The organism is Mesorhizobium sp. Ca11 (genome assembly GCF_020165275.1).
GTDB lineage: Bacteria > Pseudomonadota > Alphaproteobacteria > Rhizobiales > Rhizobiaceae > Mesorhizobium.
Map to the genome: position 1 here is coordinate 26,542 of NZ_JAIUHU010000006.1, position 24,614 is coordinate 51,155.

The 24,614-nt window shown below is 63.8% G+C and carries 29 protein-coding genes; 20 read left to right on the forward strand and 9 right to left on the reverse strand.

The window, feature by feature from the left end; all coding sequences use genetic code 11:
* Positions 1 to 21: 21 nt before the first annotated feature.
* The gene (locus tag LB538_RS12275) at positions 22 to 687 is read right to left on the reverse strand and encodes an alpha/beta hydrolase (protein ID WP_224530738.1); all 666 of its coding nucleotides are present in this window, start codon (positions 685 to 687) and stop codon (positions 22 to 24) included.
* 200 nt (positions 688 to 887) lie between these two features.
* Here LB538_RS12275 and LB538_RS12280 point away from each other — a divergent pair, with 200 nt between their 5' ends.
* The gene (locus LB538_RS12280) at positions 888 to 2,123 is read left to right on the forward strand and encodes an OpgC family protein (RefSeq protein ID WP_224530736.1); all 1,236 of its coding nucleotides are present in this window, start codon (positions 888 to 890) and stop codon (positions 2,121 to 2,123) included.
* A 49-nt stretch (positions 2,124 to 2,172) separates the two neighbouring features.
* Here the strand turns inward: LB538_RS12280 and LB538_RS12285 are convergent, their stop codons facing one another.
* Positions 2,173 to 3,252 carry a LacI family DNA-binding transcriptional regulator gene (locus LB538_RS12285; RefSeq protein WP_224530735.1) on the reverse strand — a complete coding sequence of 360 codons (1,080 nt, stop codon included), beginning with the start codon at positions 3,250 to 3,252 and terminating at the stop codon, positions 2,173 to 2,175.
* 176 nt (positions 3,253 to 3,428) lie between these two features.
* Between LB538_RS12285 and LB538_RS12290 the strand changes: the two genes are divergently transcribed.
* Together LB538_RS12290 and LB538_RS29160 are read left to right on the forward strand one after the other, a co-directional pair.
* Positions 3,429 to 3,572 carry a hypothetical protein gene (locus LB538_RS12290; protein ID WP_181164970.1) on the forward strand — a complete coding sequence of 48 codons (144 nt, stop codon included), beginning with the start codon at positions 3,429 to 3,431 and terminating at the stop codon, positions 3,570 to 3,572.
* Between the two features lie 58 nt (positions 3,573 to 3,630).
* Entirely contained in the window at positions 3,631 to 3,762 is a 132-nt protein-coding gene (locus tag LB538_RS29160; RefSeq protein ID WP_095767702.1) for a hypothetical protein, read from the forward strand.
* Between the two features lie 19 nt (positions 3,763 to 3,781).
* Here LB538_RS29160 and LB538_RS12295 read toward each other — a convergent pair whose 3' ends face one another.
* Both LB538_RS12295 and LB538_RS12300 read right to left on the reverse strand, forming a co-directional pair.
* Positions 3,782 to 4,156, reverse strand: a complete 375-nt coding sequence (locus tag LB538_RS12295) for a DUF423 domain-containing protein (RefSeq protein WP_224530734.1) — start codon at positions 4,154 to 4,156, stop codon at positions 3,782 to 3,784.
* Between the two features lie 39 nt (positions 4,157 to 4,195).
* The gene (locus tag LB538_RS12300; protein ID WP_224530798.1) at positions 4,196 to 5,443 is read right to left on the reverse strand and encodes an MFS transporter; all 1,248 of its coding nucleotides are present in this window, start codon (positions 5,441 to 5,443) and stop codon (positions 4,196 to 4,198) included.
* Positions 5,444 to 5,551: 108 nt separating this feature from the next.
* Here LB538_RS12300 and LB538_RS12305 point away from each other — a divergent pair, with 108 nt between their 5' ends.
* Both LB538_RS12305 and LB538_RS12310 read left to right on the forward strand, forming a co-directional pair.
* Complete coding sequence (locus tag LB538_RS12305) at positions 5,552 to 6,217, forward strand: GntR family transcriptional regulator (RefSeq protein ID WP_140842662.1); 666 nt, start codon at positions 5,552 to 5,554, stop codon at positions 6,215 to 6,217.
* A 99-nt stretch (positions 6,218 to 6,316) separates the two neighbouring features.
* The gene (locus LB538_RS12310) at positions 6,317 to 7,288 is read left to right on the forward strand and encodes a glycosyl transferase family 90 (protein WP_140842664.1); all 972 of its coding nucleotides are present in this window, start codon (positions 6,317 to 6,319) and stop codon (positions 7,286 to 7,288) included.
* Positions 7,289 to 7,293: 5 nt separating this feature from the next.
* Here LB538_RS12310 and LB538_RS12315 read toward each other — a convergent pair whose 3' ends face one another.
* The gene (locus LB538_RS12315; RefSeq protein ID WP_224530732.1) at positions 7,294 to 8,337 is read right to left on the reverse strand and encodes an aldo/keto reductase; all 1,044 of its coding nucleotides are present in this window, start codon (positions 8,335 to 8,337) and stop codon (positions 7,294 to 7,296) included.
* Between the two features lie 251 nt (positions 8,338 to 8,588).
* On the opposite strand from LB538_RS12315, the gene ppk2 reads away from it, so the two are divergent.
* Positions 8,589 to 9,509, forward strand: a complete 921-nt coding sequence (ppk2, locus tag LB538_RS12320; protein WP_095767696.1) for a polyphosphate kinase 2 — start codon at positions 8,589 to 8,591, stop codon at positions 9,507 to 9,509.
* A gap of 181 nt (positions 9,510 to 9,690) precedes the next feature.
* On the opposite strand, the gene LB538_RS12325 is transcribed toward ppk2, so the two are convergent.
* The gene (locus LB538_RS12325; protein WP_224530717.1) at positions 9,691 to 10,335 is read right to left on the reverse strand and encodes a dihydrofolate reductase family protein; all 645 of its coding nucleotides are present in this window, start codon (positions 10,333 to 10,335) and stop codon (positions 9,691 to 9,693) included.
* Positions 10,336 to 10,519: 184 nt separating this feature from the next.
* On the opposite strand from LB538_RS12325, the gene LB538_RS12330 reads away from it, so the two are divergent.
* Positions 10,520 to 11,155, forward strand: a complete 636-nt coding sequence (locus LB538_RS12330; RefSeq protein ID WP_224530715.1) for a GNAT family N-acetyltransferase — start codon at positions 10,520 to 10,522, stop codon at positions 11,153 to 11,155.
* Here LB538_RS12330 and hemB read toward each other — a convergent pair.
* Positions 11,112 to 12,143 (reverse strand): porphobilinogen synthase, encoded by a 1,032-nt coding sequence (gene hemB, locus LB538_RS12335; protein WP_224530712.1) that lies wholly within the window; start codon positions 12,141 to 12,143, stop codon positions 11,112 to 11,114. The two genes, LB538_RS12330 and hemB, sit on opposite strands and share 44 nt — an antisense overlap.
* A gap of 220 nt (positions 12,144 to 12,363) precedes the next feature.
* The gene (locus tag LB538_RS12340) at positions 12,364 to 13,176 is read right to left on the reverse strand and encodes a DUF2066 domain-containing protein (RefSeq protein ID WP_224530709.1); all 813 of its coding nucleotides are present in this window, start codon (positions 13,174 to 13,176) and stop codon (positions 12,364 to 12,366) included.
* A gap of 176 nt (positions 13,177 to 13,352) precedes the next feature.
* Here LB538_RS12340 and LB538_RS12345 point away from each other — a divergent pair, with 176 nt between their 5' ends.
* From LB538_RS12345 to LB538_RS12360, 4 genes are all read left to right on the forward strand, one after another.
* On the forward strand, positions 13,353 to 14,396 hold the full coding sequence (locus tag LB538_RS12345) for an enoyl-CoA hydratase/isomerase family protein (protein ID WP_224530708.1): 1,044 nt from the start codon (positions 13,353 to 13,355) through the stop codon (positions 14,394 to 14,396).
* A complete protein-coding gene (locus LB538_RS12350) occupies positions 14,393 to 14,815 on the forward strand; it encodes a DUF6163 family protein (protein ID WP_224530706.1) in 423 nt (140 codons plus the stop codon). The genes LB538_RS12345 and LB538_RS12350 overlap by 4 nt, the downstream gene beginning before the upstream one ends.
* A 301-nt stretch (positions 14,816 to 15,116) precedes the next feature.
* The gene (gene ldtR / locus LB538_RS12355; protein WP_040983294.1) at positions 15,117 to 15,632 is read left to right on the forward strand and encodes a transcriptional regulator LdtR; all 516 of its coding nucleotides are present in this window, start codon (positions 15,117 to 15,119) and stop codon (positions 15,630 to 15,632) included.
* A 479-nt stretch (positions 15,633 to 16,111) separates the two neighbouring features.
* Entirely contained in the window at positions 16,112 to 17,365 is a 1,254-nt protein-coding gene (locus tag LB538_RS12360) for a murein L,D-transpeptidase (protein ID WP_224530705.1), read from the forward strand.
* Between the two features lie 49 nt (positions 17,366 to 17,414).
* On the opposite strand, the gene LB538_RS12365 is transcribed toward LB538_RS12360, so the two are convergent.
* A complete protein-coding gene (locus LB538_RS12365) occupies positions 17,415 to 17,651 on the reverse strand; it encodes a hypothetical protein (protein ID WP_224530703.1) in 237 nt (78 codons plus the stop codon).
* A gap of 74 nt (positions 17,652 to 17,725) precedes the next feature.
* Between LB538_RS12365 and glyA the strand changes: the two genes are divergently transcribed.
* The 9 genes from glyA (at position 17,726) to LB538_RS12410 (ending at position 24,585) form a co-directional block, all read left to right on the forward strand.
* Positions 17,726 to 19,039 carry a serine hydroxymethyltransferase gene (gene glyA, locus LB538_RS12370; protein WP_224530700.1) on the forward strand — a complete coding sequence of 438 codons (1,314 nt, stop codon included), beginning with the start codon at positions 17,726 to 17,728 and terminating at the stop codon, positions 19,037 to 19,039.
* A 76-nt stretch (positions 19,040 to 19,115) separates the two neighbouring features.
* On the forward strand, positions 19,116 to 19,703 hold the full coding sequence (locus LB538_RS12375; RefSeq protein WP_224530786.1) for a hypothetical protein: 588 nt from the start codon (positions 19,116 to 19,118) through the stop codon (positions 19,701 to 19,703).
* 145 nt (positions 19,704 to 19,848) lie between these two features.
* Positions 19,849 to 20,328, forward strand: coding sequence for a transcriptional regulator NrdR (nrdR, locus tag LB538_RS12380; RefSeq protein WP_112099748.1), 480 nt, complete (start codon positions 19,849 to 19,851; stop codon positions 20,326 to 20,328).
* A gap of 2 nt (positions 20,329 to 20,330) precedes the next feature.
* A complete protein-coding gene (gene ribD / locus LB538_RS12385; protein ID WP_224530698.1) occupies positions 20,331 to 21,458 on the forward strand; it encodes a bifunctional diaminohydroxyphosphoribosylaminopyrimidine deaminase/5-amino-6-(5-phosphoribosylamino)uracil reductase RibD in 1,128 nt (375 codons plus the stop codon).
* A 60-nt stretch (positions 21,459 to 21,518) separates the two neighbouring features.
* Positions 21,519 to 22,136, forward strand: a complete 618-nt coding sequence (locus tag LB538_RS12390; protein WP_224530695.1) for a riboflavin synthase — start codon at positions 21,519 to 21,521, stop codon at positions 22,134 to 22,136.
* Positions 22,136 to 22,297, forward strand: a complete 162-nt coding sequence (locus tag LB538_RS12395) for a hypothetical protein (RefSeq protein ID WP_224530692.1) — start codon at positions 22,136 to 22,138, stop codon at positions 22,295 to 22,297. Before LB538_RS12390 ends, LB538_RS12395 begins: the two co-directional genes overlap by 1 nt.
* Positions 22,298 to 22,382: 85 nt before the next feature.
* Positions 22,383 to 22,877, forward strand: a complete 495-nt coding sequence (gene ribH, locus LB538_RS12400; protein WP_140641425.1) for a 6,7-dimethyl-8-ribityllumazine synthase — start codon at positions 22,383 to 22,385, stop codon at positions 22,875 to 22,877.
* Positions 22,874 to 23,368 (forward strand): transcription antitermination factor NusB, encoded by a 495-nt coding sequence (gene nusB, locus LB538_RS12405; protein ID WP_095767684.1) that lies wholly within the window; start codon positions 22,874 to 22,876, stop codon positions 23,366 to 23,368. The genes ribH and nusB overlap by 4 nt, the downstream gene beginning before the upstream one ends.
* Entirely contained in the window at positions 23,365 to 24,585 is a 1,221-nt protein-coding gene (locus tag LB538_RS12410) for an MFS transporter (protein ID WP_224530689.1), read from the forward strand. The genes nusB and LB538_RS12410 overlap by 4 nt, the downstream gene beginning before the upstream one ends.
* Positions 24,586 to 24,614 lie beyond the last annotated feature (29 nt).

Sequence of the window (24,614 nt, forward strand, 5' to 3'; positions counted from 1 at the left end):
ACCGGGCCCCGCCTGGCCCAGTCAGGCGACCGCGACAGGCGCTACCAGCCACTGCCGCAGGATCGCGGCGTCCGCATCGCCAAACTCGTGGCCCGAGGCGACGATGCGCGCGTCGACCTCGGCTTGGCGTTCGCTGAACAGTGTCACCATGGCAGGGGCGAAAGGGCCATAGGTCTGGTCGGCCGCCCCGGCAATGATCAACACGCGGCTGCCGCCGAGGTTGGCCATTGGCGAGATGTCGAGCACCGGCATCGCCCTCAACAGCGCTGCCTGTCTGACAATGCCGGGATGGAGCAGCATCAGGCTGGAGACGACATTGGCGCCGTTCGAATGGCCAAGGAAGGTCGCGCGTTGCAGGTCGAGCCGCTGCACCTCCGCGACCTCCGTCACGAACTGGGCATAGGCGGCCGTCTCGGCATGGATGGAGACCTGCTCGAAACTGGTCGGCGTGATTCGCTCGAACCAGCGAAATCCGTCCTCCTGTGGAATGCGGCCGCGCGCCGCGACGATCACCGAACGCGGCGCGATCTGCCTTGCCAGCGGCAGCATCGTCGTCTCGTCGACACCTGACCCGTGCAGCACGAACAGGCACTCGCCGCTTGCGTTCGCCGGCCTCAGCAGACGGTAAGGAAAGGCGAGGTCCCGGCGCAGGATACTGTTTTTATCGCTATATTCGGAAGCGCTCATATCCATTTGATTCCATAAGAGATTTATTGATTTGCCGGCTTCAAAACGGAATATTTTCGCGCTCCGCGAAAGTTGATTGAACCAGGCGCAATTCGGGCCGTTTTTCCGCCGATACACTCCCCCGTGGGAGGAATCGAAGCGGTGCGCCCCGGGGGTCGCATTTGCTGGCTATGAACAACCAGCTTTGAGGCCTTTTGTCGATGACCACCCCTGTTCCCAACGACCGCGATAAGCGTGTCGGAGAGCGCGATACGCGCATCAACGATCGTGACACACGTATCGATCGTGACACGCGTATCGACGTGCTGCGCGCGCTCGCGCTGCTCACCATTTTCGTCGACCATGTGCCTGGCACCGTTTTCGAGAACTGTACCTACAAAAATTTCGGCTTTTCCGACGCGGCGGAAGCCTTCGTGCTGATTTCCGGCATCTCGGTGGCGCTGGCTTATGGCACGAAGTTCAAGCCGGGCGGCCGGTTGCTCGCGACCTTGAAGATGTGGCGGCGCGCCGGGGTGCTCTACATCTCCCACATCGTCATCACGATGGTGGTGATCGCGCTGTTTAGCGCCGCCGCGCTGTTCGCGCACCGGCCGGAAATGCTGGCGATGATCAACATAGAACCCTTGATGCGCAACACGCCGCAGGCCCTGCTCGGCATCGTCACGCTCGGCCACCAGCTCGGCTACAACAACATCTTGCCGGTCTATGCGGCGCTGCTTCTGGCGGCGCCTGCTTTCGTGCTGTTCGTCAGCTATCGGCCCGTGCCGGCGCTGATCGCGTCCGGCCTGCTGTGGCTCGTCGCCGGCATCTGGCAGATCGCGCCGCCGAACTATCCGGAGCCCGGCCTCTGGTTCCTCAATCCGCTGTCCTGGCAGTTCCTGTTCAACATAGGCCTTGCCGCCATGCTGCATGTGAAGCGCGGCGGGCGCATCCCGGTCAATCCGTGGCTGCTTGGCGCCGCCGGCATCTATGTGGGCGGCGCGGCGATCTGGGTGCACACTCCGCTCTGGGGTCAGATCACCTGGTTCAACCTGCCGGTGGTGATCGGCGGCTTCGACAAGACCTTCCTGTCGCTGCCGCGGCTCTTGCACATTCTTGCGGTCAGCTACCTGATCGTCGCGCTGCCGGCGGTCTCCAACCTCTTCCGCGTCCGGCCCGACAATCCGCTCGCGATCCTGGGCAAGCGCTCGCTGCCGGTGTTCATCGCCGGCACGCTGCTCGCCATGGCGGCGCAGGTGCTGAAGCTGATCAACCCGGGCGGCCCGGCCTACGACACGCTGCTGATCGCGGCAGGCATCGCTATGCAGCTCGCGCTTGCGCTCTACCTCGAATGGCTTGCCAGCCTCGGCCCATCCCGCGCCAAGCCGGTGCGCGAGGAGCCTGCGCGTGCGACATTCGGCGTGCAGCCGCTGCCGGCGCGGGCGGGCGGCTACTGACCGCAGGGCAAAGAAATGCCTACGATCTATCCGAATTGCCTCAGCCCGCTCAGGCTTTCGGTGCCGGCCCGGTCGAACCTCTGACGACGAACTCGACGCCCATCGTCTCGCGCCGCACCGCGCCATCATGGTCGAGAATCATGCGCGCGGCGCGGCGGCCGATCTCGGTGATCGGCTGGGCGATGGTGGTCAGTGGCGGCGTGGACAGCGCGCCGTCCGGCACACCGTCGAAGCCGACAATGGAGACATCGCCGGGAACGTCGAGGCCGCGTGCTCTCAACCAGTCGATGGCGATCAGGGCCATGCGGTCCGACATCGCCAGGATGGCGGTCGGCGGTTCGCCGCTGGCGAAGATCGCCTCGAGGCCGGCCCTGGTGCTTTTTTCCTCGTTCTCGGTCTCATAGACCGGGATCTTCGCCGTATCGATGCCGAAGCGGGACAGCTCCTCGAAATAGCCCGCAAGGCGATCGCGCGTTCCGGTGTAGACCGCGGTGCGCACCGCTTCCGGCGTTACGAAGCCGGTTCGGTTGTCGGCAAAGCCCAGCGACAGGACGGCGAAACGGCGATGGCCAAGCTCGGCGAGATGGCGCGCGGCGAGCCTGGCGCCGGCGACATTGTCGACGCCGATGGCCGATACGGTCTCGTCCTGGAAGCCGAGCTCCAGCGCAACGAAGGGCAACCTGCGCTCGCGCGTCAGGTCGACAAGACGCGAGCCGCCTTCGATGCAGAACAGTACAAAACCATCGACAAGCGCGCTCTGAATGTTCCAGGCCAGCTTTTCCTGATTGGCGGCCGAGACCAGCGCGATGCCCGCGCCGGTGGCATCGCAGGCTTCGGAAATGCCGGCCATCATCACGCGGGCGAACGGATCGTCGAAGAAGTAGGAGAGCGGCTCGGTCGTGGCGACGCCGATGGCGTTGACCTTGCCGGCGCGTAGCAGGCGGCCTTTCGGGTCCGGACCGGCATAACCCATCTGCTCCGCCACCGCCTTGACCCGCTCGCGCACTTCGGCGCGCACGATCTCGGGGCGGCTGAAAACATTCGAGGCCGTGCCATGCGAGACGCCGGCGGCCTTGGCGATGTCGGCCAGCCTGATCGGTCTTGCCTGGCCTTCGAGGACTGATGCCATGTCGTTCCTCCGAATCCGGTCACGGGAAGAACATGACCGCTGAATTGCTGCTGGTCATCTAACATTTTTGTTGGATCGATTCAAAGCCTGCTTGACTTCGCGTGATTGAGGCCTATGATTTGAATCGATCCAAGTCCGCTCGCTTTTTGACGGAGCGGTTTCAACAGGAGGGTGCCATGCATCCGGTGAGTTACTTGTTCGAGGACATCTACGGCAACGACTGGGGCATCGCCTCGGCGGCCATTAGCCAGAAGCGGCGCGGCAGAGCGGGTCCCTGGCGCCGCGAACTGCGCTTCCTCGTGGAGCGCAAGCGCGGCTGAACCGTGGCCATTTTTCGTGTCCACGCATTGGATCGATTCAACTTGAGGAGAAGCAGTCATGCATCCGATTGGTCATCTGTTTCAGGACATCTACCGCAACTATTGGGGCATCACGCGCGGAACCGAGCAGCCCGAGCGGCGCCGCGCCAACGACCTGCCTGCGCGCAAGCGCAAGCGGCGCGCGAGTTAAAAACGCTCGCCGGAAATACCTACGGCCGAGGACGCCACAGCGCCGAGACGGCGATCGCTACCCAGCCGGCAATCAAAAGTGTACCGCCGATCGGCGCAGACATCGGGAACAGCCGCGAGCCGAGAAAGTCGCGGGCGAGCAGATCGCCGCAGAACAGAAGCAGGCCCGCGAGCAGGACGAGGCTGGCGATTCTGAGGCAGCGATTGCCGCCGGCAAGGCCGATGGCAAGGAATGCCGACGCATGCATCAGCAGGAAATTGGCCGCCGTGCCGGTGAAGGCGCCACCGCGATGCGCCGCCGTCGCCGACAGCACTACGCCGGCCGCGCCGACGAGGCCGGCTGCCAGCACGAGGATGCGGCTCCCGCCATCTGATGCCTGCCCGGCAATGCTCATCCTGGATCTCCATGCTGCGGTTGAGGTGGAGGCGCCGGTTTAGGATTCGCCAGCTTCGAGCAGCATATGCCGCGCCCGGCGCGACTGGACAATCCAGTTATAGGCAGCACCGAGCGCCATCAGCACCGCTGTGCCCAGAAACACCGAGCGCATACCGAAATGCCCGCCGACGAAGCCGCCGGACAGCGGTCCCGCGACCTGGCCGACATATTGCGCCGAGATCGCCAGGCCAAGCACATTGCCGCCGACCCCATCAGGGATATTGTGGCGGATGACGCTGGTGATGCAGGGCAACAGTCCGCCCAGCGCCAGGCCCATCAGGAAGCGCAGGCCGATCAATTGCCAGCCATTGGTGACGTAGGCTTGCGGAATGAGCAGCAATGCCGAGACCGCCAGCGCACCGACCACGACGTTCCAGTGGCCGACGCGGTCGGCGAGTTTTCCCAACCAGGACGAGGACAGGATGGTACCCAGCGCCGCCGCGGACATGACGACGCCTGCGACCATGGTCACCTTGCTCTGGTCCTCGACGAGCTGCTGCACATAGACGGTGATGATCGGCTCGATCGACATGGTGGCGAAGGCGAGCAGCATGCCGGTGGCCAGCATGGCGACGATCGGCCGCTTGTCGGGGATCTGCGACCAGCCGCTTTTCGGCTTCGTCGTCGAGGCGGGCTTGGGCGCCGGCGGGTTCTCCTTGATCAGGAAAGTCGTCGCCAGGAAGGCCAGGAAAATGACGGCGCCGGACAGCAGGAAGGTCGCGCGGATGCCGATCAGCGGCGGCAGCAGGCCGCCCAGCAGCGGTCCGACCAGCGAGCCCGCCGTGATGCCCGCCGCCAGCACGCCCAGCGCCCAGCCGGAGCGCTCCTTGGGCGTCTGCATCGCCACCAGGATCGTTGAACCCGATGAATAACCGCCGGCAAAACCGATCAGCAATCGAAGCAGCACCAGCTGCCAGACGCTCTCAACCATGCCGGTCAACGACATGCAGATCGCCATGCCGAACGAAGCGCGTACCAGCATCAGCTTGCGGCCGTAGCGGTCGCCCAGCCGTCCCCACAAAGGCGCGACCAGCGCGGCCGCGAAGAAGGTCGCGCCATAGGCGATGCCCGACCACTGCACGATCGCCGCGTGGCCCTCGGCGCCGAGCTGCTCGACGTACAGCGGCAGGAACGGAAGAAGCAGCGTCATGGCGACAAGCGTGCTGAACGAGCCGGCGAAGCAGACGGCGAGATTGCGTCGCCAATGGATGTTGAAGCCGCTCTGTTCGGGTTCCTTGGGCGTCATGTCATGCGTGCCAATGCTGGGGTTGTTGCGGATACCAATTTGGGATACCAAGCTGGTATCCGTCAAAATGCGAGCGCCGTCAACGCGGCTTGGAAAACGGGACGACAAATGTCGCAGATGCAAAATGTCGAAAGACAGCTTCGCGAGATGATCCTCGGTTTGGAGATCGGCCCGGGCGAGCGGCTGACCGAGCGCTGGATCGAGAGCCGCTTCGGCGCGTCGCGCACGCCGGTGCGGGCCGCATTGCTGCGCCTGGAGACGGAAGGGCTGATCGGCCGCGACGGCCGCGGCTGGACGGTGGCGCCAATCAACCTTGCCGAACTCGGGCAGATCGCCGTCTACCGCGAGGCGGTCGAAGTCGCGGCGGTTCGCCTCACGGCGGCGCTCGAAGACCGTGGCGGCATCGACGTGATCGCGGCGATGCTCGATTCCTGCGATGCTGAGACGCCGCGCGAGGAGTGGCATCGCGTCGGCCTGGATTTCCACATCGAACTGGCAAGGCTTTCCGGCAACGAGTTTCTGCTCAGGGCGGTGCGCGACGCGATGACCAGGCTGTCGCGTGCGCGCTGGCTGGAGGTGCGCGATGAGAAGGCGCTCGGCCGTGCCTGGGCCGAACATCATGCCATCCTCGCCGCCGTCAGGAGCGCCGATGCCGATGAAGCGGCGCGACTGCTTTCCGCTCACATCGCCGGCAGCCGAGATCGGCTGGTCACCTCATTGCATGACGACCGGCGCGGTTTGCGCGCACGCGGGTTTGCCGTGGTCGCGGCTTGAGGGAAAGCGTCGACACAACGCCGGTTGCATTAGCGGGCTTGCAACATGGCCGGGAGAATGCTGTAGGAGACGAGGGGAACTTGCTGAACTCGCGGACGTATGGCCACACTCTCTCGAACCGCCGCAAAGCTGTTCTATTACGCGCGCAATTTCGCGCGCGACCGCGCACCGCAGTCCCTGTTTCGCGACCGCCTCGCCAGCCGGCTTGAACAGGCCATGCTTTCGGGCAAGACGGTTCGCGAGCGGCTGAACTACTACAACAAGCTGGAACACCCGTTCGTGCCCAGTCCGGACGCCGTAGCCGTCGGCAAGCTGCCGTCCTCTTCCAGCATGTATTATTACGACCTCAAGGAATTCGCGCGCTATTTCGATCCCGGCCTGCTGATCGATTTCGAATTCGGCGACGTTGTCGGGGTTCCGGAGTTCCCGAGGATCGTCAAGGACCGGCCCATCGGCGACGACAATGCGAACGGCGTGCTGATGAAGCTGAACAAGTTCCGTCACTTCTACATGCCGCCCGACAACCTGTCTTTCGCCGCCAAGCGTCCGATGGTGGTCTGGCGCGGTCATCTCAACAATCCGATTCGCACCCGCTTCGTCGAAAAAGCCGCCGACCTGCCGATTTGCGATGCGGGTTCCCACAGGGCCGATGCGCCGGACGGATACCGCAAGCCGTTCCTGAACATCGAGCAGCAGCGACAGTATCGCTACATCGTCTCGCTCGAAGGCAATGATGTCGCGACGAACCTGAAATGGATCATGAGCTCCAATTCACTCTGCCTCATGCCGGAACCGACCTACGAAACCTGGTTCGCCGAAGCCCAGGTCGAGCCCAACGTCCACTATGTGCCCCTGCAGCCGGATTTCTCCGACCTGCTCGACAAGGTGGCCTATTTCGAAAAACATCCCGACGAGGCGGGACGGATAACCGCCGCCGCCAATGCCTATTGCCGCAGATTCGGCAATGAGCAGGACGAGCAGGCGATCTCGCTGCTCGTCCTCTACAAATATTTCGTGCTGAGCGGGCAGATTAAGCCCGACGCGGAAGTCTGGCGCTTTATCGCCGGCTGAGCGTTTTAAGCGTGAGAGCGGTCGAGCACCTCGTCGGCCGGCCCGAAACGATCCCTGGCCGTGAACTGCTGGTGCCAATAGGGATAAAGCACCGGCGGCCGGCTGACGATGTCGAGACGCTGCCGTTCGTCCTCGGTGAGCGACAGGCTTGCCGCGGCGAGGTTGTCCTTGAGCTGCGCCTCGTTGCGCGCGCCGATCACCAGCGAGCTTACTGCCGGTCGGCCGAGCAGCCAGGCAAGCGCCACCTGCGCGCCCGAAACGCCGCGTGCCTTGCCGATGAAGTTGAGCACGTCGACAATGCGCCACAGGCGATCCTCATCGCGGATCGGCGGTTCCGTCCAGCCGCCGATCTGGCGCGCGGTCGGGCTGTCGCGATGGTATTTGCCGGAGAGCAGTCCGCCGGCCAGCGGGCTCCAGACGAGCACGCCGAGGCCCTGGTCGACCGAGATCGGCAGCAATTCGTATTCGGCCTCCCGCGCTTCCAGCGTGTAGTGGATCTGCTGAGTGATGAAACGGGCCTGATGGCGGCTGTCGCTGACGGCAAGAGCCTTCATTACCTGCCAGCCCGACCAGTTGGAGCAGCCGATATAGCGGATCTTGCCCTGATTGACCAAGGTGTCGAGCGCCGCGATCGTTTCCTCGACCGGGGTGAGCCCATCCCATTGGTGGACGAAATAGACGTCGATGACGTCGGTCCTGAGCCGCTTCAGGCTCTTTTCGCACTCGCGGATCAGGTGATGGCGCGACAGGCCTTCGTCATTGGGGCCGGTGCCGATACGCATGCGCGCCTTCGAGGCGATCAGCACATCGTTCTTGCGCTTGCCGCCAAGCGCCTCGCCGATGATCTCTTCCGACAGCCCATTGGAATAGACGTTTGCGGTGTCGATGAGGTTGATGCCGGCATCGATGCAGGTGTCGATGATGCGTTGGGCTTCCGAAAGATCCGAATTGCCGACGGCGGCGAACGGACCGGTGCCGCCGAAGGTCATGGTGCCAAGCGTCAATGTCGAGACTTTCAAGCCGGATCGGCCGAGCGTGCGGTATTCCATGTCGGTCCTCGCAATTTGTTTTGAAGAAGCGCCGTGGCGAGCGCCGGAAAGAGCGAGGGATTTGTAGGACAATTCCCGCCGCTTGTCGCCCCGCTATCGATACGGGGTCGATCACATATCTTCCATGTCGATGCAGCTGCCGGGCGATTGCAATAAAACCGTCATTGCGCCTCTGTATCTCAGTCGGCTTACGGAGTGTCCGGCCGGGGCTTCCGAAGCGGTGATGGCTGACAGGCAGACGGAGCAGCGCGATGAATGAACTGAAACCGAATTCCGGAGCCAAGGACTGGCTGGAGGCCGAGCTCGAGGATACGCTCGACGAGGACTATGAGCTGGAGCTGTCCGAGCCGGCGCTCTCGCTCGAGATCGCCAAGATCTACAAGAAGTCGCATCCGCCCTCCATCGAGCGCATGACCTATTTTCGCGAGCTGCTCAGGCTGCAGTCGGAGCTGATCAAGCTGCAGTCCTGGGTCGCCTACCACAAGAAGAAGCTGGTGGTGGTCTTCGAAGGCCGCGATTCCGCCGGCAAGGGTGGCGTCATCAAGCGCATCACGCAGCGGCTCAATCCGCGCATCGCCCGTGTCGTGGCATTGCCGGCGCCGACCGAGCGCGAGAAGTCGCAATGGTATTTCCAGCGCTACGTGCCGCATCTGCCCGCGGGCGGCGAGATCGTGCTGTTCGACCGCTCCTGGTACAACCGCTCCGGCGTCGAGCGGGTGATGGGCTTTGCCAATGGGGACCAAGTCGAGGAGTTCTTCCGCGACGTGCCCGAATTCGAGCGCATGCTGGTCCGTTCCGGAATCACCCTGGTGAAATACTGGTTCTCGATCACCGACGAGGAGCAGCAGATGCGCTTCCTGATGCGCATCCACGATCCGATGAAGCAGTGGAAGCTCTCGCCCATGGACCTGCAGTCGCGTGTGCGCTGGGAGCAATACACCAAGGCCAAGGAAGAGACCTTCGCCCGCACCAACATTCCGGAAGCGCCCTGGTTCATCGTCGAGGGCAACGACAAGAAGCGGGCACGGCTGAACTGCATCGACCATCTGTTGCAGCAGATGCCCTATGAGGAGGTTCCACACGAGGAAATCACGCTGCCGGAGCGCGTCTTCAATCCAGAATATGAGCGCCAGGTCCTGCCGCGCGAACTCTACGTGCCGGAGAAGTATTGAGGCGCCCTCCTTCTCCCCTTGTGGGAGAAGGTGGATCGGCGCGCAGCGCCGAGACGGATGAGGGGTGTTGGAAGAAATGAGGCGGTGACGATTTCCAGCTCGTCGCCAAGCTGGAGCACCCCTCATCCGACCTCGCTTCGCGAGGCCACCTTCTCCCACAAGAGAGAAGGAGAAGCCTGGCCTACGCCCGCCCGATCATCACATGCGTGGCATCCGCCGTGGCAACCTGTTCCGTGCACTGATACCCCAGCTTCAGCATGTCGAGCCCGGCGAACAGATGCTCGCCCGAGCCGAGCAGGATAGGCGAGATGGCCAGATGCATCTCGTCGATCAGCCTCTCCTCGAGATACTGCCGTACGGTCGAAACGCCGCCGCCGACCCGCACATCCTTGCCGCCGGCCGCTGCCTTCGCCTGTTCGAGCGCCGAATGGATGCCGTCAGTAACGAAGTAAAAAGTCGTACCACCTTCCATCTCGATCGGTGCGCGTTTGTAGTGCGTCAGCACGAAAGTCGGTACATGATAGGGCGGGTTGTCGCCCCACCAGCCTTTCCATTTGTCGTCCGGCCATTCGCCGCGGCTCGGCGCGAACATGTTGCGACCGAGGATCCACGCGCCGACATTCTCGAAGCTGCGGACCGCAAAATCGTTGTCGGTATCCGTGGTCCCGCTATCTTTGCCGATCATCTGGTGGAAAGAGCGGGTCTTGATCATCCATTTGTGCAGCTTTTCGCCACCGACGCCCAGCGGCGTGTCGAGGCTTTGGTCGGGACCGGCGCCGTAACCGTCGAGCGACAAGGTGAAAGCGTTGACACGCAACTTGGACATGGCTGCCTCCTAAACCAGTTGTAATTCGAAATCAGTCTTTGGGATAGCTTAACTGATTGCGTATTGCAAGCAGTTTATTCCAGCGGGCTGACGACTTTCAGATGGGCCATCCTGCCGACCCGGTTGTTCCTCGAGGCGATCTGTGACAGCGTTTCTCCGGTCAGGGTAACGTTATGCCTGCGCGATGACCGCTCGACCCCAGGATCAGAAGTTTGCCATACGGGTGCTCACACCGCAGTTGTGGCCCGCGCTCGAGGACCTGTTCGGCGAAAAGGGCGCGGCGGCGGGATGCTGGTGCATGTACTGGCGCATCGGCGCCGGCTACCGCAAGCAACCGGCTGATCGCAACCGGTCGGCGTTCAAGACGGTGGTGGAAAGAGGACCGCCCCCAGGTTTGCTTGCATTCGAAAGGGAAAAGGCCGTCGGCTGGTGTCAGATAACGCCGCGCAGTGCCTTGCCGCATCTGGGCAGGGTCTGGCGGCTGAGGGCTGGCGACGATGTGCCGGTATGGTCGCTGTCTTGTCTCTATATTCGCATCGGCTATCGCAGGCGAGGGATCGCCACCGCATTGATCGAAGGCGCGGTGGCGCTTGCGTTCAAGAGCGGCGCGCCAGCCGTGGAGGCCTATCCGATAGACGCGGAGCTGTCGCCCAGTGCGTCAAGCAGCGGCTATGTCTCGACCTTCGAGCGCATGGGTTTCGTCCGCGTGCCGTCTCCAACGAGGGAACGGCCAATCATGCGGCTTACCCGCACGAAAACGGAGCGGGCGTTCGAGGCTAGCCCCTCAGCATCTCCGCCACCACCGGCGCGAAATAGGTGAGCACGCCGTCACAGCCCGCCCGCTTCAGCGCAAGCAGCGATTCCAGCATCGCCTTTTCGCCGTCGATCCAGCCATTGGCGGCCGCTGCCTTGATCATCGAATATTCGCCCGACACCTGATAGGCGAAGGTCGGCATCCGCAGCTCGTCCTTCAGCCGGCGGATGATGTCGAGATAGGGCAGGCCGGGCTTGACCATCAGCATGTCGGCGCCCTCGGCGAGGTCCTGCTCGGCCTCGCGCACGGCCTCGTCGGAATTGGCGTGGTCGATATAGTAGGTCTTCTTGTCGCCCTTGAGCAGGCCGGCCGTGCCGACCGCCTCGCGATAGGGTCCGTAGAAGGCCGAGGCGAACTTCGTCGCATAGGACATGATCGCCACGTCCTGGAAGCCGTTGGCGTCGAGCGCGTCTCGGATGGCGCCGATGCGGCCGTCCATCATGTCGGACGGAGCGATGATATCGGCGCCCGAGGCGGCCTGAATGACGGCAGCCGCGGCGACCTGCTCCACCGTCTCGTCATTGACGATGATGCCGTCGCGCAGGATGCCGTCATGGCCGTGGCTGGTGAACGGGTCGAGCGCGGCATCGGTGATGATGCCGATCTCCGGCACCGCGTCCTTGATGGCGCGCGTGGCGCGGTTGATGACATTGTCGGGGTCGAGGATGTGCGATCCGGTCTGGTCGCGCAGCGCAAGCTCGACATTGGGGAAGGTGGCGATGGCCGGGATGCCCAGCTTGGCCGCGCGCTCGGCTTCCTTCACCGCGAGGTCGAGGGACAGGCGATAGACGTCCGGCATCGCGGCGATCGGCTCGCGCGTGTTCTTGCCGTCGATGACGAAGATCGGCCAGATCAGGTCGTTCACCGAAAGCTGGTTCTCCTGCACCAGCCGTCGCGACCAGTCGGCCTTGCGCATGCGCCGCAGCCGCCGGCTGCCGGTGATCTCGTCGACGCTGCGCGCGCCGGCGGGCTTTGCGGGAGTGAATTTGTTCATCGCCGAAACTCTCTTTTGCGCCGGCTTTTACCACGCGTCTCCGCTGCTGACCAATGCGACACGATTGTGCCAGCGTCGAAGCGCGAGTTCCTCGCCCCTGCCAAAGGCGGGGGAGAGGTGGCCGCGAAGCGGACGGAGAGGGGGCCTTCGTAGGGCGCTCCCCTCTCCGTCTCGGCTTCGCCGAGCCACCTCTCTCCCCACTGCGTGGGGCGAGGAACCCTCACGGCTGCCCGTGCCCCGACAAAATCTGCGCCGCGCCCCTGATCGCCACACGGAACGCCTCGTCGAAGCTGACGCCGCGCGCCTGCCAGCGGTAGGTCCTGCCGCGATCGGCCAGCCGCCAGTCGGCGATCCAGCCAAGCTCTTTGTCGCTCCACACGATGCTGCCGGCGAGCGCCCGGGCCGCTCCCGCTTTCTTCGCGAGCTTGTCGAGCTTTGCCATATCGGCGGCCGCGAGCGCCTTTTCGTCAAGGCCGCCGAGCTGGCTGGCCTTTGGAAAGACAATGCGCATCAGCAGTGGACTCATGGCGTTGGCGAAGGATTCCCTCATGGTCTTGCCCAGGTCCTCATCCGCCGTCAGCACGAAATGCCGCGAGCCCTGCTCGGCAGTCATGAAGACGGCGATAGGCGGCCGCTCGCCGAGCCAGGGCCTGCTGCCGAGTTGCGCCAGCAGCTTGTCGATGACAGCTGGCTTGTAGAGGCAGGTGAGATCATGCGGCCTGTCATGCGTGCCTTGCTCGTCATGGATCGGGATGCCTTCGAGCCGGTCGTGATAGCGGAAGGACTGCACGAAGTCGGCCGCCTTGTCGCGCAGAGCCAGCATCTCCGTCTTCTGCGTCAGGCGCTGGTCGCCCGAGACCTTGACCAGCACCTTGTCGAGGCAATTCTTGAAGCCGATCTCGCGATTTGCCTCGCCGGTGCCGGTGACGATCGCCTGCGCCTGGTAGAGCTCGGCGATTGTCGCGGCGCGGACCGGCAGTCCCAGACATAGGAGACCGACCAATCCAACCGCAAAGCGGAAAATTTCAGGCATGTCGATCTGCTCGAAACCTGTCGGGCGCGGGCACAGTGCTTTGCCGGTTACCTAACATCTGGCGCTGCCGCCCGCCAGCGCAAGGAGCGCTGCCAGTAACCGCCGCCATTGACGCGTCTCCATGCCGCCTTTAGCACTTCTCTCCCCCGGCGGGCGGAGAGAGGGATTCTCTGGTGATGGATTTTGGCGGAGGCGACGAGATCCGCTTCGAGCGGCTGGGCAGAGCGGGTGTGGTCACTTTGACCCGCCCCAAGGCTCTCAACGCCGTCACGCACAACATGGTCAAGGCGCTCGGCAGGGCGCTCGACGCCTGGGAGCAGGACACGGGCGTCGGTGTCGTCGTCGTCAAGGCCGAGGGCAGGGCGTTTTCCGCCGGCGGCGACATCCTGCATATCTACGAGGCCGGCCGCGCCGGCGAACCTCCGGTCGATTTCTTCGCCGACGAGTACCGGCTCAACGCCCGCATCGCGCGCTTCAAAAAACCTTATATCGCTTTGATCGACGGCATCGTCATGGGCGGCGGGGTCGGCATTTCCTTCCATGGCTCGCATCGCGTGCTGACCGAAAACGCGCAGTTCGCCATGCCGGAGGTCGGCATCGGCTTCTTCCCCGATGTCGGCGCTAGTCATTTGCTGCCGGATCTCGACGGCTCCTTCGGCATGTATCTCGGGCTGACCGGAAATCGCATCCGCTACGGCGATGCGCTTTGGTCGGGGCTTGCCACGCACACCATCAAGGCGCAGGACCAGGCGGGGTTGCTCGACGCGCTGGCGACCAGCAACGATCCGGATGCCGAGCTGCGCAATTTCTCCGTCCCGGCAAAACGCGAGACGGAGCAGCAGGACCTGGATTCGATCGCACGCCATTTTTCGCAAAGCTCGCTTGCCGATATCATCGCCAGCCTCGAGGAGGCCGCCGCTGGCGATGCTTTCGCCGCCAGGACGCTTGCCACGATCAAGACCCGTTCGCCGACCAGCCTAAACGTCGCCTGGCGCGAGATCAGCGCCGGCTCGACACTGTCGATGGACGAATGCATGAAGATGGAGTTCCGCATCCTCAACCGCATGCTTGCCGGCCATGATTTCTATGAAGGCATCCGTGCCGCCATCATCGAAAAAGGCTCGAAGCCCGAGTGGCGGCCCGCACGCCTGGATGAGGTCCGGACGGCCGACATCGACGCCTATTTCGCGCCGCTCGGGGACAAGGAGCTTGTCCTGTGAGCGAGGTCACCTCCAGGCGCGTGGTGCTGCAGCCCTCGACCACCGAGGTCATCTTCGCCTGGTTCCAGCGCGTCATCGCCGGCTACTGCCTGTTGTTCGGCATCCTCTATTGGATCCGCCTCATCGGCATTTATCCGGGCGAGATGTGGCGCTTCGACCTGATGCCGGTGCATTGGCAGGTGGCGGCGGCCATGCTCGCGGTGTTCTTTCCCTTCGCCGCCGCCGGCCTCTGGATGCTGGCATCGTGGGGGCCGGTGATCTGGTTCATCTGCGCCGCGACCGAGACGGTGATGTATGCCGGTTTCCCCGATCTCTTCGGCCACCGGCTGCTGATCGTCGTATCGCACGCCTGCGTGGCCTTGCTCTACATCGTCTTTCGCGTCACCATCTGGCTGCACAAGCGCCGGCTCCGCCAATGAGCATGATGCCGAAAAGTGTGAAGCGGTTTTCGGACGACATCATGCTCCACCCATAAAGCCGGCCGAGGGCCGGCCTTCGGGGCCGATTTCGCGGCCCCGTTTCACTGGAAAATCAATTGGCTAAATCTTTAGGTTAATTGTTCTTGCTCGGGTGACCGATCGTTAAGCGTCTTCCGAAACCTCTTACCGGTAAGCTCTTGTTAGCCCTGGCGTTTAAGTCGAATTTTATGAGTATTCGATAGTGTCGCGATCAAGGTGAAAAACAAAAAATCACCAAGGCGACAAACGAGAGGCAAAGACAATGATCAATTCGCGTCCGGCGGCGAAGACCGCAAACGTATCCGACGATCGCCGCGAGGCTATCCGCTCGCTTTACATGGAATCGCTGCAGCTGGTGGAGCGTCTGCACCGCCGCCTGCTTGACGTGATCAAGGACGAGTTCGACCGCAACGGCCGTTCCGACATCAACGCCATACAGGCGTTGCTGCTCTTCAACATCGGCAATTCGGAACTGACCGCCGGCGAGCTGCGCTCGCGTGGCTATTATCTCGGCTCGAACGTCTCCTACAATCTGAAGAAGCTGGTCGACCTCGGCTTCATCAACCACCAGCGCTCGCGCATCGACCGCCGTTCGGTCCGCGTCTCGCTGACGCCGAAGGGCAACGAGGTGGCCGACGTCGTCGCCGGCCTATACGAGCGCCATGTCGGCTCGATCGAGGCGGTCGGCGGCATCAACACCGACGAGTTCAAGCAGATGAACCGCGCGCTGCAGCGGCTCGACCGCTTCTGGAACGATACGATCGCTTACCGGATGTGAGCGCTTCGCAATTGGGGACGGGAAAGCCGCGCCGAAGAAGCGCGACCGGGAGAAGAGTACGGGATCGGTGCTTGAAGCGCACCGGTCCTATCCTTTTGGCGAAGGCGGGCATCTGCGGGAGTTTGACCGTCGCTCTGCGCATTGAAGCTCCGCGCCTGAAGGGCAGGGTGCTTACTTCGCAAGGACGCGCCAGCTCGCGCGATGCAAAAAAGCATCGCCGCCCTTCCTTTCACCTTGCCGCCGCATGCAAATCGCGGGCCAAGGCCACGTTGCCGCCATAATCGCGGTCAATGCGGTTTGTGAGTGACGCTGCGGGCCTGTGCCTTGCGCTCCTTGGAATCTGCGTTGCGGCAGCGCGTTTCTGGCGGCCGACCGATGCGGGTCATGGTTGGCGAATTGTTAAGTTTGCCACCCCTAGAGTGCGGACAAGCCGCCCGGCAAGCGATTGAGCGAGAGCGATTAAGCAAAGAATGTCTGCCATGAGAACCAGCCGCCGTTTCTTCCTTACCGGAGCCTCCGCGCTCGCCGCCGCATTGGTCGCCGGCCAGGCGAGCGCCCAGGACGTGATCGGGGACATCCTGAAATCCTCGACACGCGGCAATTGGGACGATCAGTTTGACGCGCGCGGCACCGACACCAACAAGGTCGCTTCGACGCTGCCGATCTTCAGCCTGCAGACGGTGGCCTTCACCGAGCAGGCGGTGGCGCAGTACCAGAACATCGTCTCCCAGGGCGGCTGGGAGCAGGTTCCGGCCACCAAGAAATTGCAGCTTGGCGACGACGATCCGGATGTCGTGCCGTTGCGCAAGCGCCTGATGGTCTCGGGCGACCTGCCGCAGAGCGCCGGCATTTCGACGGCCTTCGATTCCTATGTCGACTCGGCGGTAAAGCGCTTCCAGCTCCGTCATGGCCTGCCGGCCGACGGCGCCATGGGCAAATACACCTACGCCGCCATGAACGTGTCGGCGCAGGTCCGGCTCGGCCAGTTGCAGACCAACCTGCAGCGCCTGAAGGAAAAGGCCGGCACGCTGGGCGACCGTTACGTGCTGGTCGACATTCCGGGCGCCCAGGTCGAAGCGGTCGAGAACGACCGCGTCGTGCTGCGCCACACCGCGATCGTCGGCAAGATCGACCGCCAGACGCCGATCGTGAACTCGAAGATCAACGAGATCATCGTCAACCCATACTGGAATGCGCCGGTCTCGATCGTGCGCAAGGACATCATTCCGCTGATGCGGAAGGACCCGAACTACCTCAAGGACAGCCACATCCGCCTGTTCGCGCCGGATGGCAGCGAGGTCGATCCGATGACCATCGACTGGTCGACGGACGACGCCGCGAAATACCGTTTCCGCCAGGATCCCGGCGCCGGCAACGCCATGGCCTCGGTCAAGATCAACTTCCCGAGCCCGGACGGCGTCTACATGCACGACACGCCGCAGCAGAGCCTGTTCGGCAAGCTGATGCGCTTCGATTCCTCCGGCTGTGTGCGTGTCCAGAACGTGCGCGACCTCGTCACCTGGATCCTGCGCGACACGCCCGGCTGGGACCGCCAGCATTTCGAGGCAGCGATCAAGACCGGCGAGAACACCCCGATAAATGTGGTCAACCCGGTGCCGGTTCACTTCCTCTATCTGTCGGCGTGGTCGACCGCCCCGGGCGTCGTGCAATTCCGCGACGACATCTACGGCCTCGACGGCGCCAGCGAGCTGCAGATCAGCTCCGCGCTTTAAGCATTCGATCTAAGAAGAAAAAGGCCGCTCTCGTAGCGGTCTTTTTTGTTCAGGCCAGCCGCAGGGTTTGATCAGCGATCGAACCGGCTTCAGGCTTGCCGGCATCGAGGCCGAGCGCGCCGAACTGCGGGACGACGCTTCGCCGTGGCGACATCAACGACCATGCGGCGCGCAAGCTGTTCACCGAAATCACCTTCTCAGAGGCGATGCTGAAGCCGCGAACCGCGCGATTAGCATCCGCCAGGCTTGGCTTGACGCAAACCGGCCAGCAAATTTCGCGCCGCAAACGTGGCAGGCCGAAAACAACTGTGTTAATGCGCGGCGACCTCGCAGACCTCCGGCCCCAAGGGAAAGCAAGCCATGTCAAATGCCGCGGCAGCCTCCACCAAATTCGAATCCTTCTTCGAGACCACGCTTGCCGATGCCGATCCGGAAATCTCCGGCGCCATCCGCAACGAACTCGGTCGCCAGCGCCATGAGATCGAGTTGATCGCTTCCGAAAACATCGTGTCGCGCGCCGTGCTCGAGGCGCAGGGCTCGATCATGACCAACAAATATGCCGAGGGCTACCCGGGCAAGCGCTACTATGGCGGCTGCCAGTTCGTCGACGTGGCCGAGGAACTGGCCATCGAGCGCGCCAAAAAGCTGTTCGGCTGCAACTTCGCTAACGTCCAGCCGAACTCGGGCAGCCAGATGAACCAGGCGGTGTTTCTGGCGCTGCTGCAGCCCGGCGACACGTTCATGGGTCTCGACCTGAATTCGGGCGGCCATCTCACTCACGGCTCGCCGGTCAATATGAGCGGCAAGTGGTTCAAGGTCGTCTCCTACGGCGTGCGCAAGGACGATCACCTGCTCGACATGGACGCGATCGAGAAGACCGCGCATGAGACGAAACCGAAGCTGATCCTGGCCGGCGGCACCGCCTATTCGCGCATCTGGGACTGGAAGCGTTTCCGCGAGATCGCCGATTCGATCGGCGCTTACCTCATGGTCGACATGGCGCATATCGCCGGTCTCGTCGCCGGCGGCATGCATCCGTCGCCGCTGCCCCACGCCCATGTCGTGACCACGACGACCCACAAGTCGCTGCGCGGCCCGCGCGGCGGCATGATCCTGTGCAATGACGAGGAAATCGCCAAGAAGATGAACTCGGCGGTGTTCCCGGGCCTGCAGGGCGGGCCGCTGATGCATGTCATCGCCGCCAAGGCGGTGGCGCTCGGCGAAGCGCTGAAGCCGAGCTTCAAGGCCTATGCCGAAAGCATCGTCGCCAATGCCAAGGCGCTGGCCTCCAGCCTGCAGGAGACTGGCCTCGACATCGTCTCGGGCGGCACCGACAATCACCTGATGCTGGTCGACCTTCGTCCGAAGAACGCCACCGGCAAGCGCGCGGAAGCAGCCCTTGGCCGCGCCAACATTACCTGCAACAAGAACGGCATCCCATTCGATCCGGAAAAGCCGTTCGTCACCTCTGGCGTGCGCCTCGGCACGCCGGCCGGCACCACGCGCGGCTTCGGCCAGGCCGAGTTCCGCGAGATCGGCAAGCTGATCGCCGAGGTGCTGGACGGGCTGAAGGCGGCGAATTCCGATGAAGGCAACGCGGCGGTCGAGGCCGCTGTGAAGGCCAAGGTCACGGCGCTGACCGACCGCTTTCCGCTCTATCCCTATCTCGGTTGACCGGGCGCCGCGCGTCATCTTTTATCCTGCGCTTGCGCCGCTCCTCTGGGCGGCGCGGCTTACTGGAGATCCGATGATGCGTACTTCCCGTCTCGCCGCGGCTTTGCTTGGCCCGCTTGCCGCCTTCGCCGCCTCCGCCGCGATGGCTCAGGACGAAACCAAGCCGAATACTGATCTGCCCGCCACCAATACTTTCGGCAGGTGGACCACCATCATCGATACGCTCGATACCGGGCAGGACGCGCACAAGACCTGCGCCGCCTCGACGGCTTTCCTCGACGGCAACGGCAATGCCGGATCCCTGACGCTGTCGATCTCGACCGGCGACGCGCTGCCGCCGGATGCCTATCCGGCCATCATGTTCATCATCGACAATAAGACCTTGCCGACCGGCGACAAGATCGCCGCCACTTTCGGCGACCCCGGCGTGAAGGTCGCCGCGACGGTCACCTCCAACGCCGCCGCCGGCGGTCGCCCCAGCTGGATGGTCGACAACCAGGCCAAGACCAGCCTTGCCTTGCTGCGCGCCATGCGCAAGGTCACCTCGCTCGATGTGGTCTTCGGCAAGCAGGCCGTCGCCAGCATCCCGATGGATGGCTTCACCAAGGCCTATCGCAATCTCGGCACGTCCTGTGGGTTTTCGACCAAAGACGTCGCGCCCTGACGCTTGTTGGCCTACCGGGCAGGGGCGCTGGCAATCTTGCTCGCGCCTCGCTATCTCTGAAGGGGAGAAAAGGTCTTTCCTTTGCCAAGACGGCAAAAGGCACTAAGCCTTCCGCCATCTGAGAATCGCGAACCCAAGGCTTTCCATGCGCTGCCCTTATTGCCAGTCCGAAGATACGCAGGTGAAGGATTCGCGTCCCGCGGAGGATGGCGCGGCCATCCGCAGGCGCCGCGTCTGCCCTGATTGCGGTGGTCGTTTTACCACCTTCGAGCGCGTGCAATTGCGCGACCTCGTGGTTGTGAAGAAGTCCGGGCGCAAGGTGCCGTTCGACCGCGACAAGCTGCTGCGCTCGGTCGAGATCGCGGTGCGCAAGCGCAATGTCGATCCCGAGCGCATCGACCGCGCCGTCACCGGCATCGTGCGCCAGCTCGAAAGCTCCGGCGAAACCGAGATTGCCTCGGGCGAGGTCGGCCGGCTGGTCATGGAGGCGCTGAAATCGCTCGATGACGTTGCCTATGTCCGCTTCGCCTCGGTCTACCGCAATTTCCGCGAGGCCAAGGATTTTCACGAGCTGCTGGGCGAATTGAAGGGCGACGAGGAGAAGACCGAAGAGGACGCCGGCTGATCATGGCGGGACAGCGACTGGACGAGGCCGCGCGGGCGGCCCTTGATCGCCGTTTCATGGCCGCGGCCATCAGGCTGTCGCGGCGGAATGCCGGCCGCACCTCGACCAACCCTTCTGTCGGTACCATCATCGTGCGCGACGACGGCGCCGGTCCGATGATCGTCGGCACCGGGGTGACGGCCGTGGGTGGCCGGCCGCATGCCGAGACCGAGGCGCTGGCCGAAGCCGGCGAACTCGCGCGTGGCGCCACGGCTTACGTTACTCTGGAGCCTTGCGCCCATCACGGCCGCACGCCGCCTTGCGCCAACGCGCTGGTCAATGCCGGCATAGCGCGCGTCGTCGGTGCGGCGAGCGATCCCGATCCGCGCGTCTCCGGCAAGGGCTACGCCATCCTGCGCGCCGCCGGCGTCGAGGTGACGGAGAAGGTGCTGGCCACCGAGGCCGCCGATCAGATGGCCGGCTATCTGACTCGTTCTCTGAAAAAACGCCCGGAAGTGACTCTGAAGCTTGCGGTTTCGAGCGACGGCAAGATCGGCCGCAAAGGCGCCGGACAGGTCGCCATCACCGGCGAGATCGCCCGGCGCGACGTCTATCTGATGCGCGCCGAGGCCGACGCCATCCTGATCGGCATCGGCACCGCGCTGGAGGACGATCCGGCGCTGACCGTGCGCCTGCCCGGACTGGAGAACCGTTCGCCGGCGCGCATCGTCCTCGATCGCCAGATCCGGCTGCCGGAGACGTCGAAGCTGGTCTCGGGCGTCGACCGCGTGCCGCTCTATGTCGCTGCTTGCCCAGAGGCCGATGCGCACCGGCGGGCGTCGCTCGAACGCGCAGGCGTGCACTTCATCGGCACGGAAACCTATGAAAGCGAGATAGCCTTGCCGGAGTTGCTGGAGGATCTGGCGGCACTCGGCATGGCGAGCGTTTTGGTCGAAGGCGGCGCCAGGGTGGCCAAGGCCTTCCTGGAGGAAGACCTGGTCGATCGCATCGTCCTGTTCCAGGGGCCGGAGGCGATCGGCGAGGACGGCATTGCATCGCCCATCGACGCCGACCATATCCCGGCAGGCTTTCGCAAATTGCGCGACATGCGGTTTGGCGAGGACAGCTATGCCGAATGGGTAAGGCTATGATCGCGAAAAGTGGAACCGCTCTTTGTGCGAGATCATGGTCAAAACGAAAGACACTCTCTGATGTTTACAGGAATTGTCACGGATGTGGGCGCTATCGCTTCGGTGAAGCCGCTGGCGGAAGGCGTCGGCTTGCGCATCGACACCGCCTATGATCCCGAGACCATCGCGATCGGCGCTTCGATTTCCTGCGGCGGCGTCTGCCTCACCGTCACGGCGCTGCCCGAGCATGGCTCCAACGCGCGCTGGTTCGAGGTCGAGGCCTGGGAAGAAGCGCTGAGACTGACCACCGCGTCGAGTTGGAAGCCCGGCACCAGGATAAATCTCGAACGCGCGCTGAAGATCGGCGACGAACTCGGCGGCCACATCGTCTCCGGCCATGTCGACGGCACCGCCCAAATTGTCGAGCGCAAGGAAGAGGGCGATGCCGTGCGCTTCACGCTGGAGGCGCCGCGCAATCTGGCGAAGTTCATCGCGCCCAAAGGGTCGGTCGCGCTCGACGGCACCTCGCTTACTGTCAACAAGGTCGAAGCGACCCGCTTCGACGTGCTCCTCATCCATCACTCGCTGAGCGTCACCACCTGGGGCGAGCGCCAGGCCGGCGACCGCGTCAACATCGAGATCGACACTATGGCCCGCTATGCCGCGCGCCTGGCGGAGGCCGCGAAAGAGGGGCTGTGATGGATCCCAAAGGAGCTGAAGAGACCGTCGAGCGCCGGCAGATGACTCTCGACGCGTCGGCGGATGTCGATGCCGGCAGAGTGATAAAACACCGGGAAGTCGAGGCTTGGGTCAAAAGCCTGGTGGATCGCGCGGATCTCGCAACGCGTCAGCCTGAATAGGTCACAGAACGTCGCGCCGCAGCATCTTCCGCTTGCGGTCAACCCGGCTTCGGCCTAAGTCACCGGCAACCCCCCGGAGACTTTTATGGCTGGCACATCCCAACACGGCAAAGCGTTCATTCGCCCGAAGGCGAAGGCGCATCTGCTCATTGTCGAAGCGCGCTTTCACGACGATCTCGCCGACGCCCTGCTCGAAGGCGCGACAGGCGCGCTCGACGAAGCCGGCGCCACTTATGACGTGGTGACGGTTCCCGGCTCACTCGAAATACCGGCCGTTATAACCTTCGCGCTCGATGGAGCGGCCGAAGGCGGCACGCATTACGACGGTTTTGTTGCGCTCGGCACCGTCGTCCGCGGCGACACCTATCATTTCGACATCGTCGCCAATGAATCGAGCCGCGCGCTGATGGATCTTTCGGTGCAGGAGGCGATCGCGATCGGCAACGGCATCCTGACGACCGAGAACGACGCGCAGGCATGGGCGCGCGCGCGCAAGACGGAAGGCGACAAGGGCGGCTTCGCGGCGCGCGCGGCGCTGACCATGATCGCGCTCAAAGAGAAATTCGGAGCCCAATCGTGACCGATCCCGCCTCGACCGGTGCGGTGCGCCACGCCAACAAGCGTGGTGCCGCTCGTCTTGCCGCCGTCCAGGCGCTCTATCAGATGGATGTGGCCGGCAGCGGCGTCTTCGAGATCACGGCCGAATACGAAGCCTTCCGCCTCGGCAAGGAAGTCGACGGCGCGCTCTATCGCGAGGCCGACGCGCAATGGTTCCGCGCCATCCTGACCGGCGTCGTCGAGAACCAGAAGACCATCGATCCCGTCATCCGCCAGGCGCTCACCGAGGACTGGCCGCTGTCGCGGCTGGATTCGACGTTGCGCGCCATCCTGCGCGCCGGCGTCTATGAATTGATGAAGCGCGAGGACGTGCCGGTGGCCGTGATCGTCTCCGAATATGTCGACATCGCCAAGGCATTTTACGAGGAAGACGAGCCGAAGCTGGTCAACGCCGTGCTGGATCGCGTTTCGCGCCGGGTTCGCGGCGAGGGACGCGGCAAGGACGCTTCGTGACAACTGCAACGGCCGCGTTCGCCGAGACCGGCAGGGAAGGGCGTCGCACGGCGGTGCTGCTTGCCGCAGCGCAGGCGATCGTCGGTTCGGCCGCGCCGATCGCCATTTCGCTAGGCGCGTTGGCCGGGCAATATCTGCTCGGTCCAGATAAGTCGCTCGCGACGGCGCCGGTCACCGGTTTCAATATCGGCGTGGCGCTGGGAGCGTTGCCGGCCGCCGCCATCATCCGCCGGCTCGGCCATCGCGGCGGCTTCATGACAGGCACTGTCGTCACCGCGCTCGGCGGCCTGGTCGCGACGCTCGCGCTCTTTCAGGCAAGTTTCTGGCTGTTCGCCTTCGGCCTCTGCGTCATTGGCGTCGGTGGCGCTTTCGTCCAGCAATTCCGCTTCGCGGCTGCCGACAATGCGCCGCCGGAATTCAAGGCGCGCGCCATCTCCTTCGTGCTGGCGGGCGGCATCATCACCGCCGTCCTCGGGCCGCAGATCGTGATCTACACGCGCGAATTGCTGGCCCCGGTGATGTTCGCAGGATCCTTCGCCTCGATCCTGCCGCTGGCGGCGGTCGGCGCGCTCATCCTGTCGTTCCTGCGGGTTTCCGCACATGCGAACGCCGTGACCGAAGCCGCCGCAAGCGATGCCCGACCGCTGATCGAGATCGTCACCCAGCCGCGCTTCGTCGCAGCACTTTTCTGCACCGTCGGCAGCTACGCGCTGATGAGCTTCGTCATGACCGGTGCGCCGCTCGCCATGGTCGGCTGCGGCCTGTCTGAAGACAATGCCACGCTTGGCATTTCCTGGCACGTCATGGCCATGTTCGCGCCGAGCTTCTTCACCGGTTCGCTGATCCATCGCTTCGGCGCCGAGCGCATCGTCGCCACTGGGCTTGTGCTATTGATCGGCTGCGGCGCCGTGGCGCTTTCCGGCTTGGCGCTGTGGCAGTTCTGGACGGCGCTGATCCTGCTCGGGCTTGGCTGGAATTTCGGCTTCATCGGCGCCACGTCGATGGTCGCGGCCAGCTACCGGCCCTCCGAGAAGAGCAAGGTCCAGGGTTTCCACGACTTTGCCCTGTTCGGCTCCGTCGCCTTTGCCTCGCTGATGTCGGGCGCGATCTACAACGCCTGGGGCTGGACCATGCTGAACTGGATCGTCTTCCCGGTCGTCGCGCTCTGCTTTGCCGCGCTCGGCACGTTGAAGTTGGTGGGCGCTCCCAAATCTTGAAGAAGGCGCCCGACCAGCTCTTCCGGCCT

What these genes read in the sequence shown, in the direction of transcription:
- LB538_RS12275 (WP_224530738.1), bottom strand. Translation starts at nt 687, where the DNA reads ATGAGCGCTTCCGAATATAGCGATAAAAACAGTATCCTGCGCCGGGAC.
- LB538_RS12280 (WP_224530736.1), top strand. Translation starts at nt 888, where the DNA reads ATGACCACCCCTGTTCCCAACGACCGCGATAAGCGTGTCGGAGAGCGC.
- LB538_RS12285 (WP_224530735.1), bottom strand. Translation starts at nt 3,252, where the DNA reads ATGGCATCAGTCCTCGAAGGCCAGGCAAGACCGATCAGGCTGGCCGAC.
- LB538_RS12290 (WP_181164970.1), top strand. Translation starts at nt 3,429, where the DNA reads ATGCATCCGGTGAGTTACTTGTTCGAGGACATCTACGGCAACGACTGG.
- LB538_RS29160 (WP_095767702.1), top strand. Translation starts at nt 3,631, where the DNA reads ATGCATCCGATTGGTCATCTGTTTCAGGACATCTACCGCAACTATTGG.
- LB538_RS12295 (WP_224530734.1), bottom strand. Translation starts at nt 4,156, where the DNA reads ATGAGCATTGCCGGGCAGGCATCAGATGGCGGGAGCCGCATCCTCGTG.
- LB538_RS12300 (WP_224530798.1), bottom strand. Translation starts at nt 5,443, where the DNA reads ATGACGCCCAAGGAACCCGAACAGAGCGGCTTCAACATCCATTGGCGA.
- LB538_RS12305 (WP_140842662.1), top strand. Translation starts at nt 5,552, where the DNA reads ATGTCGCAGATGCAAAATGTCGAAAGACAGCTTCGCGAGATGATCCTC.
- LB538_RS12310 (WP_140842664.1), top strand. Translation starts at nt 6,317, where the DNA reads ATGGCCACACTCTCTCGAACCGCCGCAAAGCTGTTCTATTACGCGCGC.
- LB538_RS12315 (WP_224530732.1), bottom strand. Translation starts at nt 8,337, where the DNA reads ATGGAATACCGCACGCTCGGCCGATCCGGCTTGAAAGTCTCGACATTG.
- ppk2 (WP_095767696.1), top strand. Translation starts at nt 8,589, where the DNA reads ATGAATGAACTGAAACCGAATTCCGGAGCCAAGGACTGGCTGGAGGCC.
- LB538_RS12325 (WP_224530717.1), bottom strand. Translation starts at nt 10,335, where the DNA reads ATGTCCAAGTTGCGTGTCAACGCTTTCACCTTGTCGCTCGACGGTTAC.
- LB538_RS12330 (WP_224530715.1), top strand. Translation starts at nt 10,520, where the DNA reads ATGACCGCTCGACCCCAGGATCAGAAGTTTGCCATACGGGTGCTCACA.
- hemB (WP_224530712.1), bottom strand. Translation starts at nt 12,143, where the DNA reads ATGAACAAATTCACTCCCGCAAAGCCCGCCGGCGCGCGCAGCGTCGAC.
- LB538_RS12340 (WP_224530709.1), bottom strand. Translation starts at nt 13,176, where the DNA reads ATGCCTGAAATTTTCCGCTTTGCGGTTGGATTGGTCGGTCTCCTATGT.
- LB538_RS12345 (WP_224530708.1), top strand. Translation starts at nt 13,353, where the DNA reads ATGGATTTTGGCGGAGGCGACGAGATCCGCTTCGAGCGGCTGGGCAGA.
- ldtR (WP_040983294.1), top strand. Translation starts at nt 15,117, where the DNA reads ATGATCAATTCGCGTCCGGCGGCGAAGACCGCAAACGTATCCGACGAT.
- LB538_RS12360 (WP_224530705.1), top strand. Translation starts at nt 16,112, where the DNA reads ATGAGAACCAGCCGCCGTTTCTTCCTTACCGGAGCCTCCGCGCTCGCC.
- glyA (WP_224530700.1), top strand. Translation starts at nt 17,726, where the DNA reads ATGTCAAATGCCGCGGCAGCCTCCACCAAATTCGAATCCTTCTTCGAG.
- LB538_RS12375 (WP_224530786.1), top strand. Translation starts at nt 19,116, where the DNA reads ATGCGTACTTCCCGTCTCGCCGCGGCTTTGCTTGGCCCGCTTGCCGCC.
- nrdR (WP_112099748.1), top strand. Translation starts at nt 19,849, where the DNA reads ATGCGCTGCCCTTATTGCCAGTCCGAAGATACGCAGGTGAAGGATTCG.
- ribD (WP_224530698.1), top strand. Translation starts at nt 20,331, where the DNA reads ATGGCGGGACAGCGACTGGACGAGGCCGCGCGGGCGGCCCTTGATCGC.
- LB538_RS12390 (WP_224530695.1), top strand. Translation starts at nt 21,519, where the DNA reads ATGTTTACAGGAATTGTCACGGATGTGGGCGCTATCGCTTCGGTGAAG.
- LB538_RS12395 (WP_224530692.1), top strand. Translation starts at nt 22,136, where the DNA reads ATGGATCCCAAAGGAGCTGAAGAGACCGTCGAGCGCCGGCAGATGACT.
- ribH (WP_140641425.1), top strand. Translation starts at nt 22,383, where the DNA reads ATGGCTGGCACATCCCAACACGGCAAAGCGTTCATTCGCCCGAAGGCG.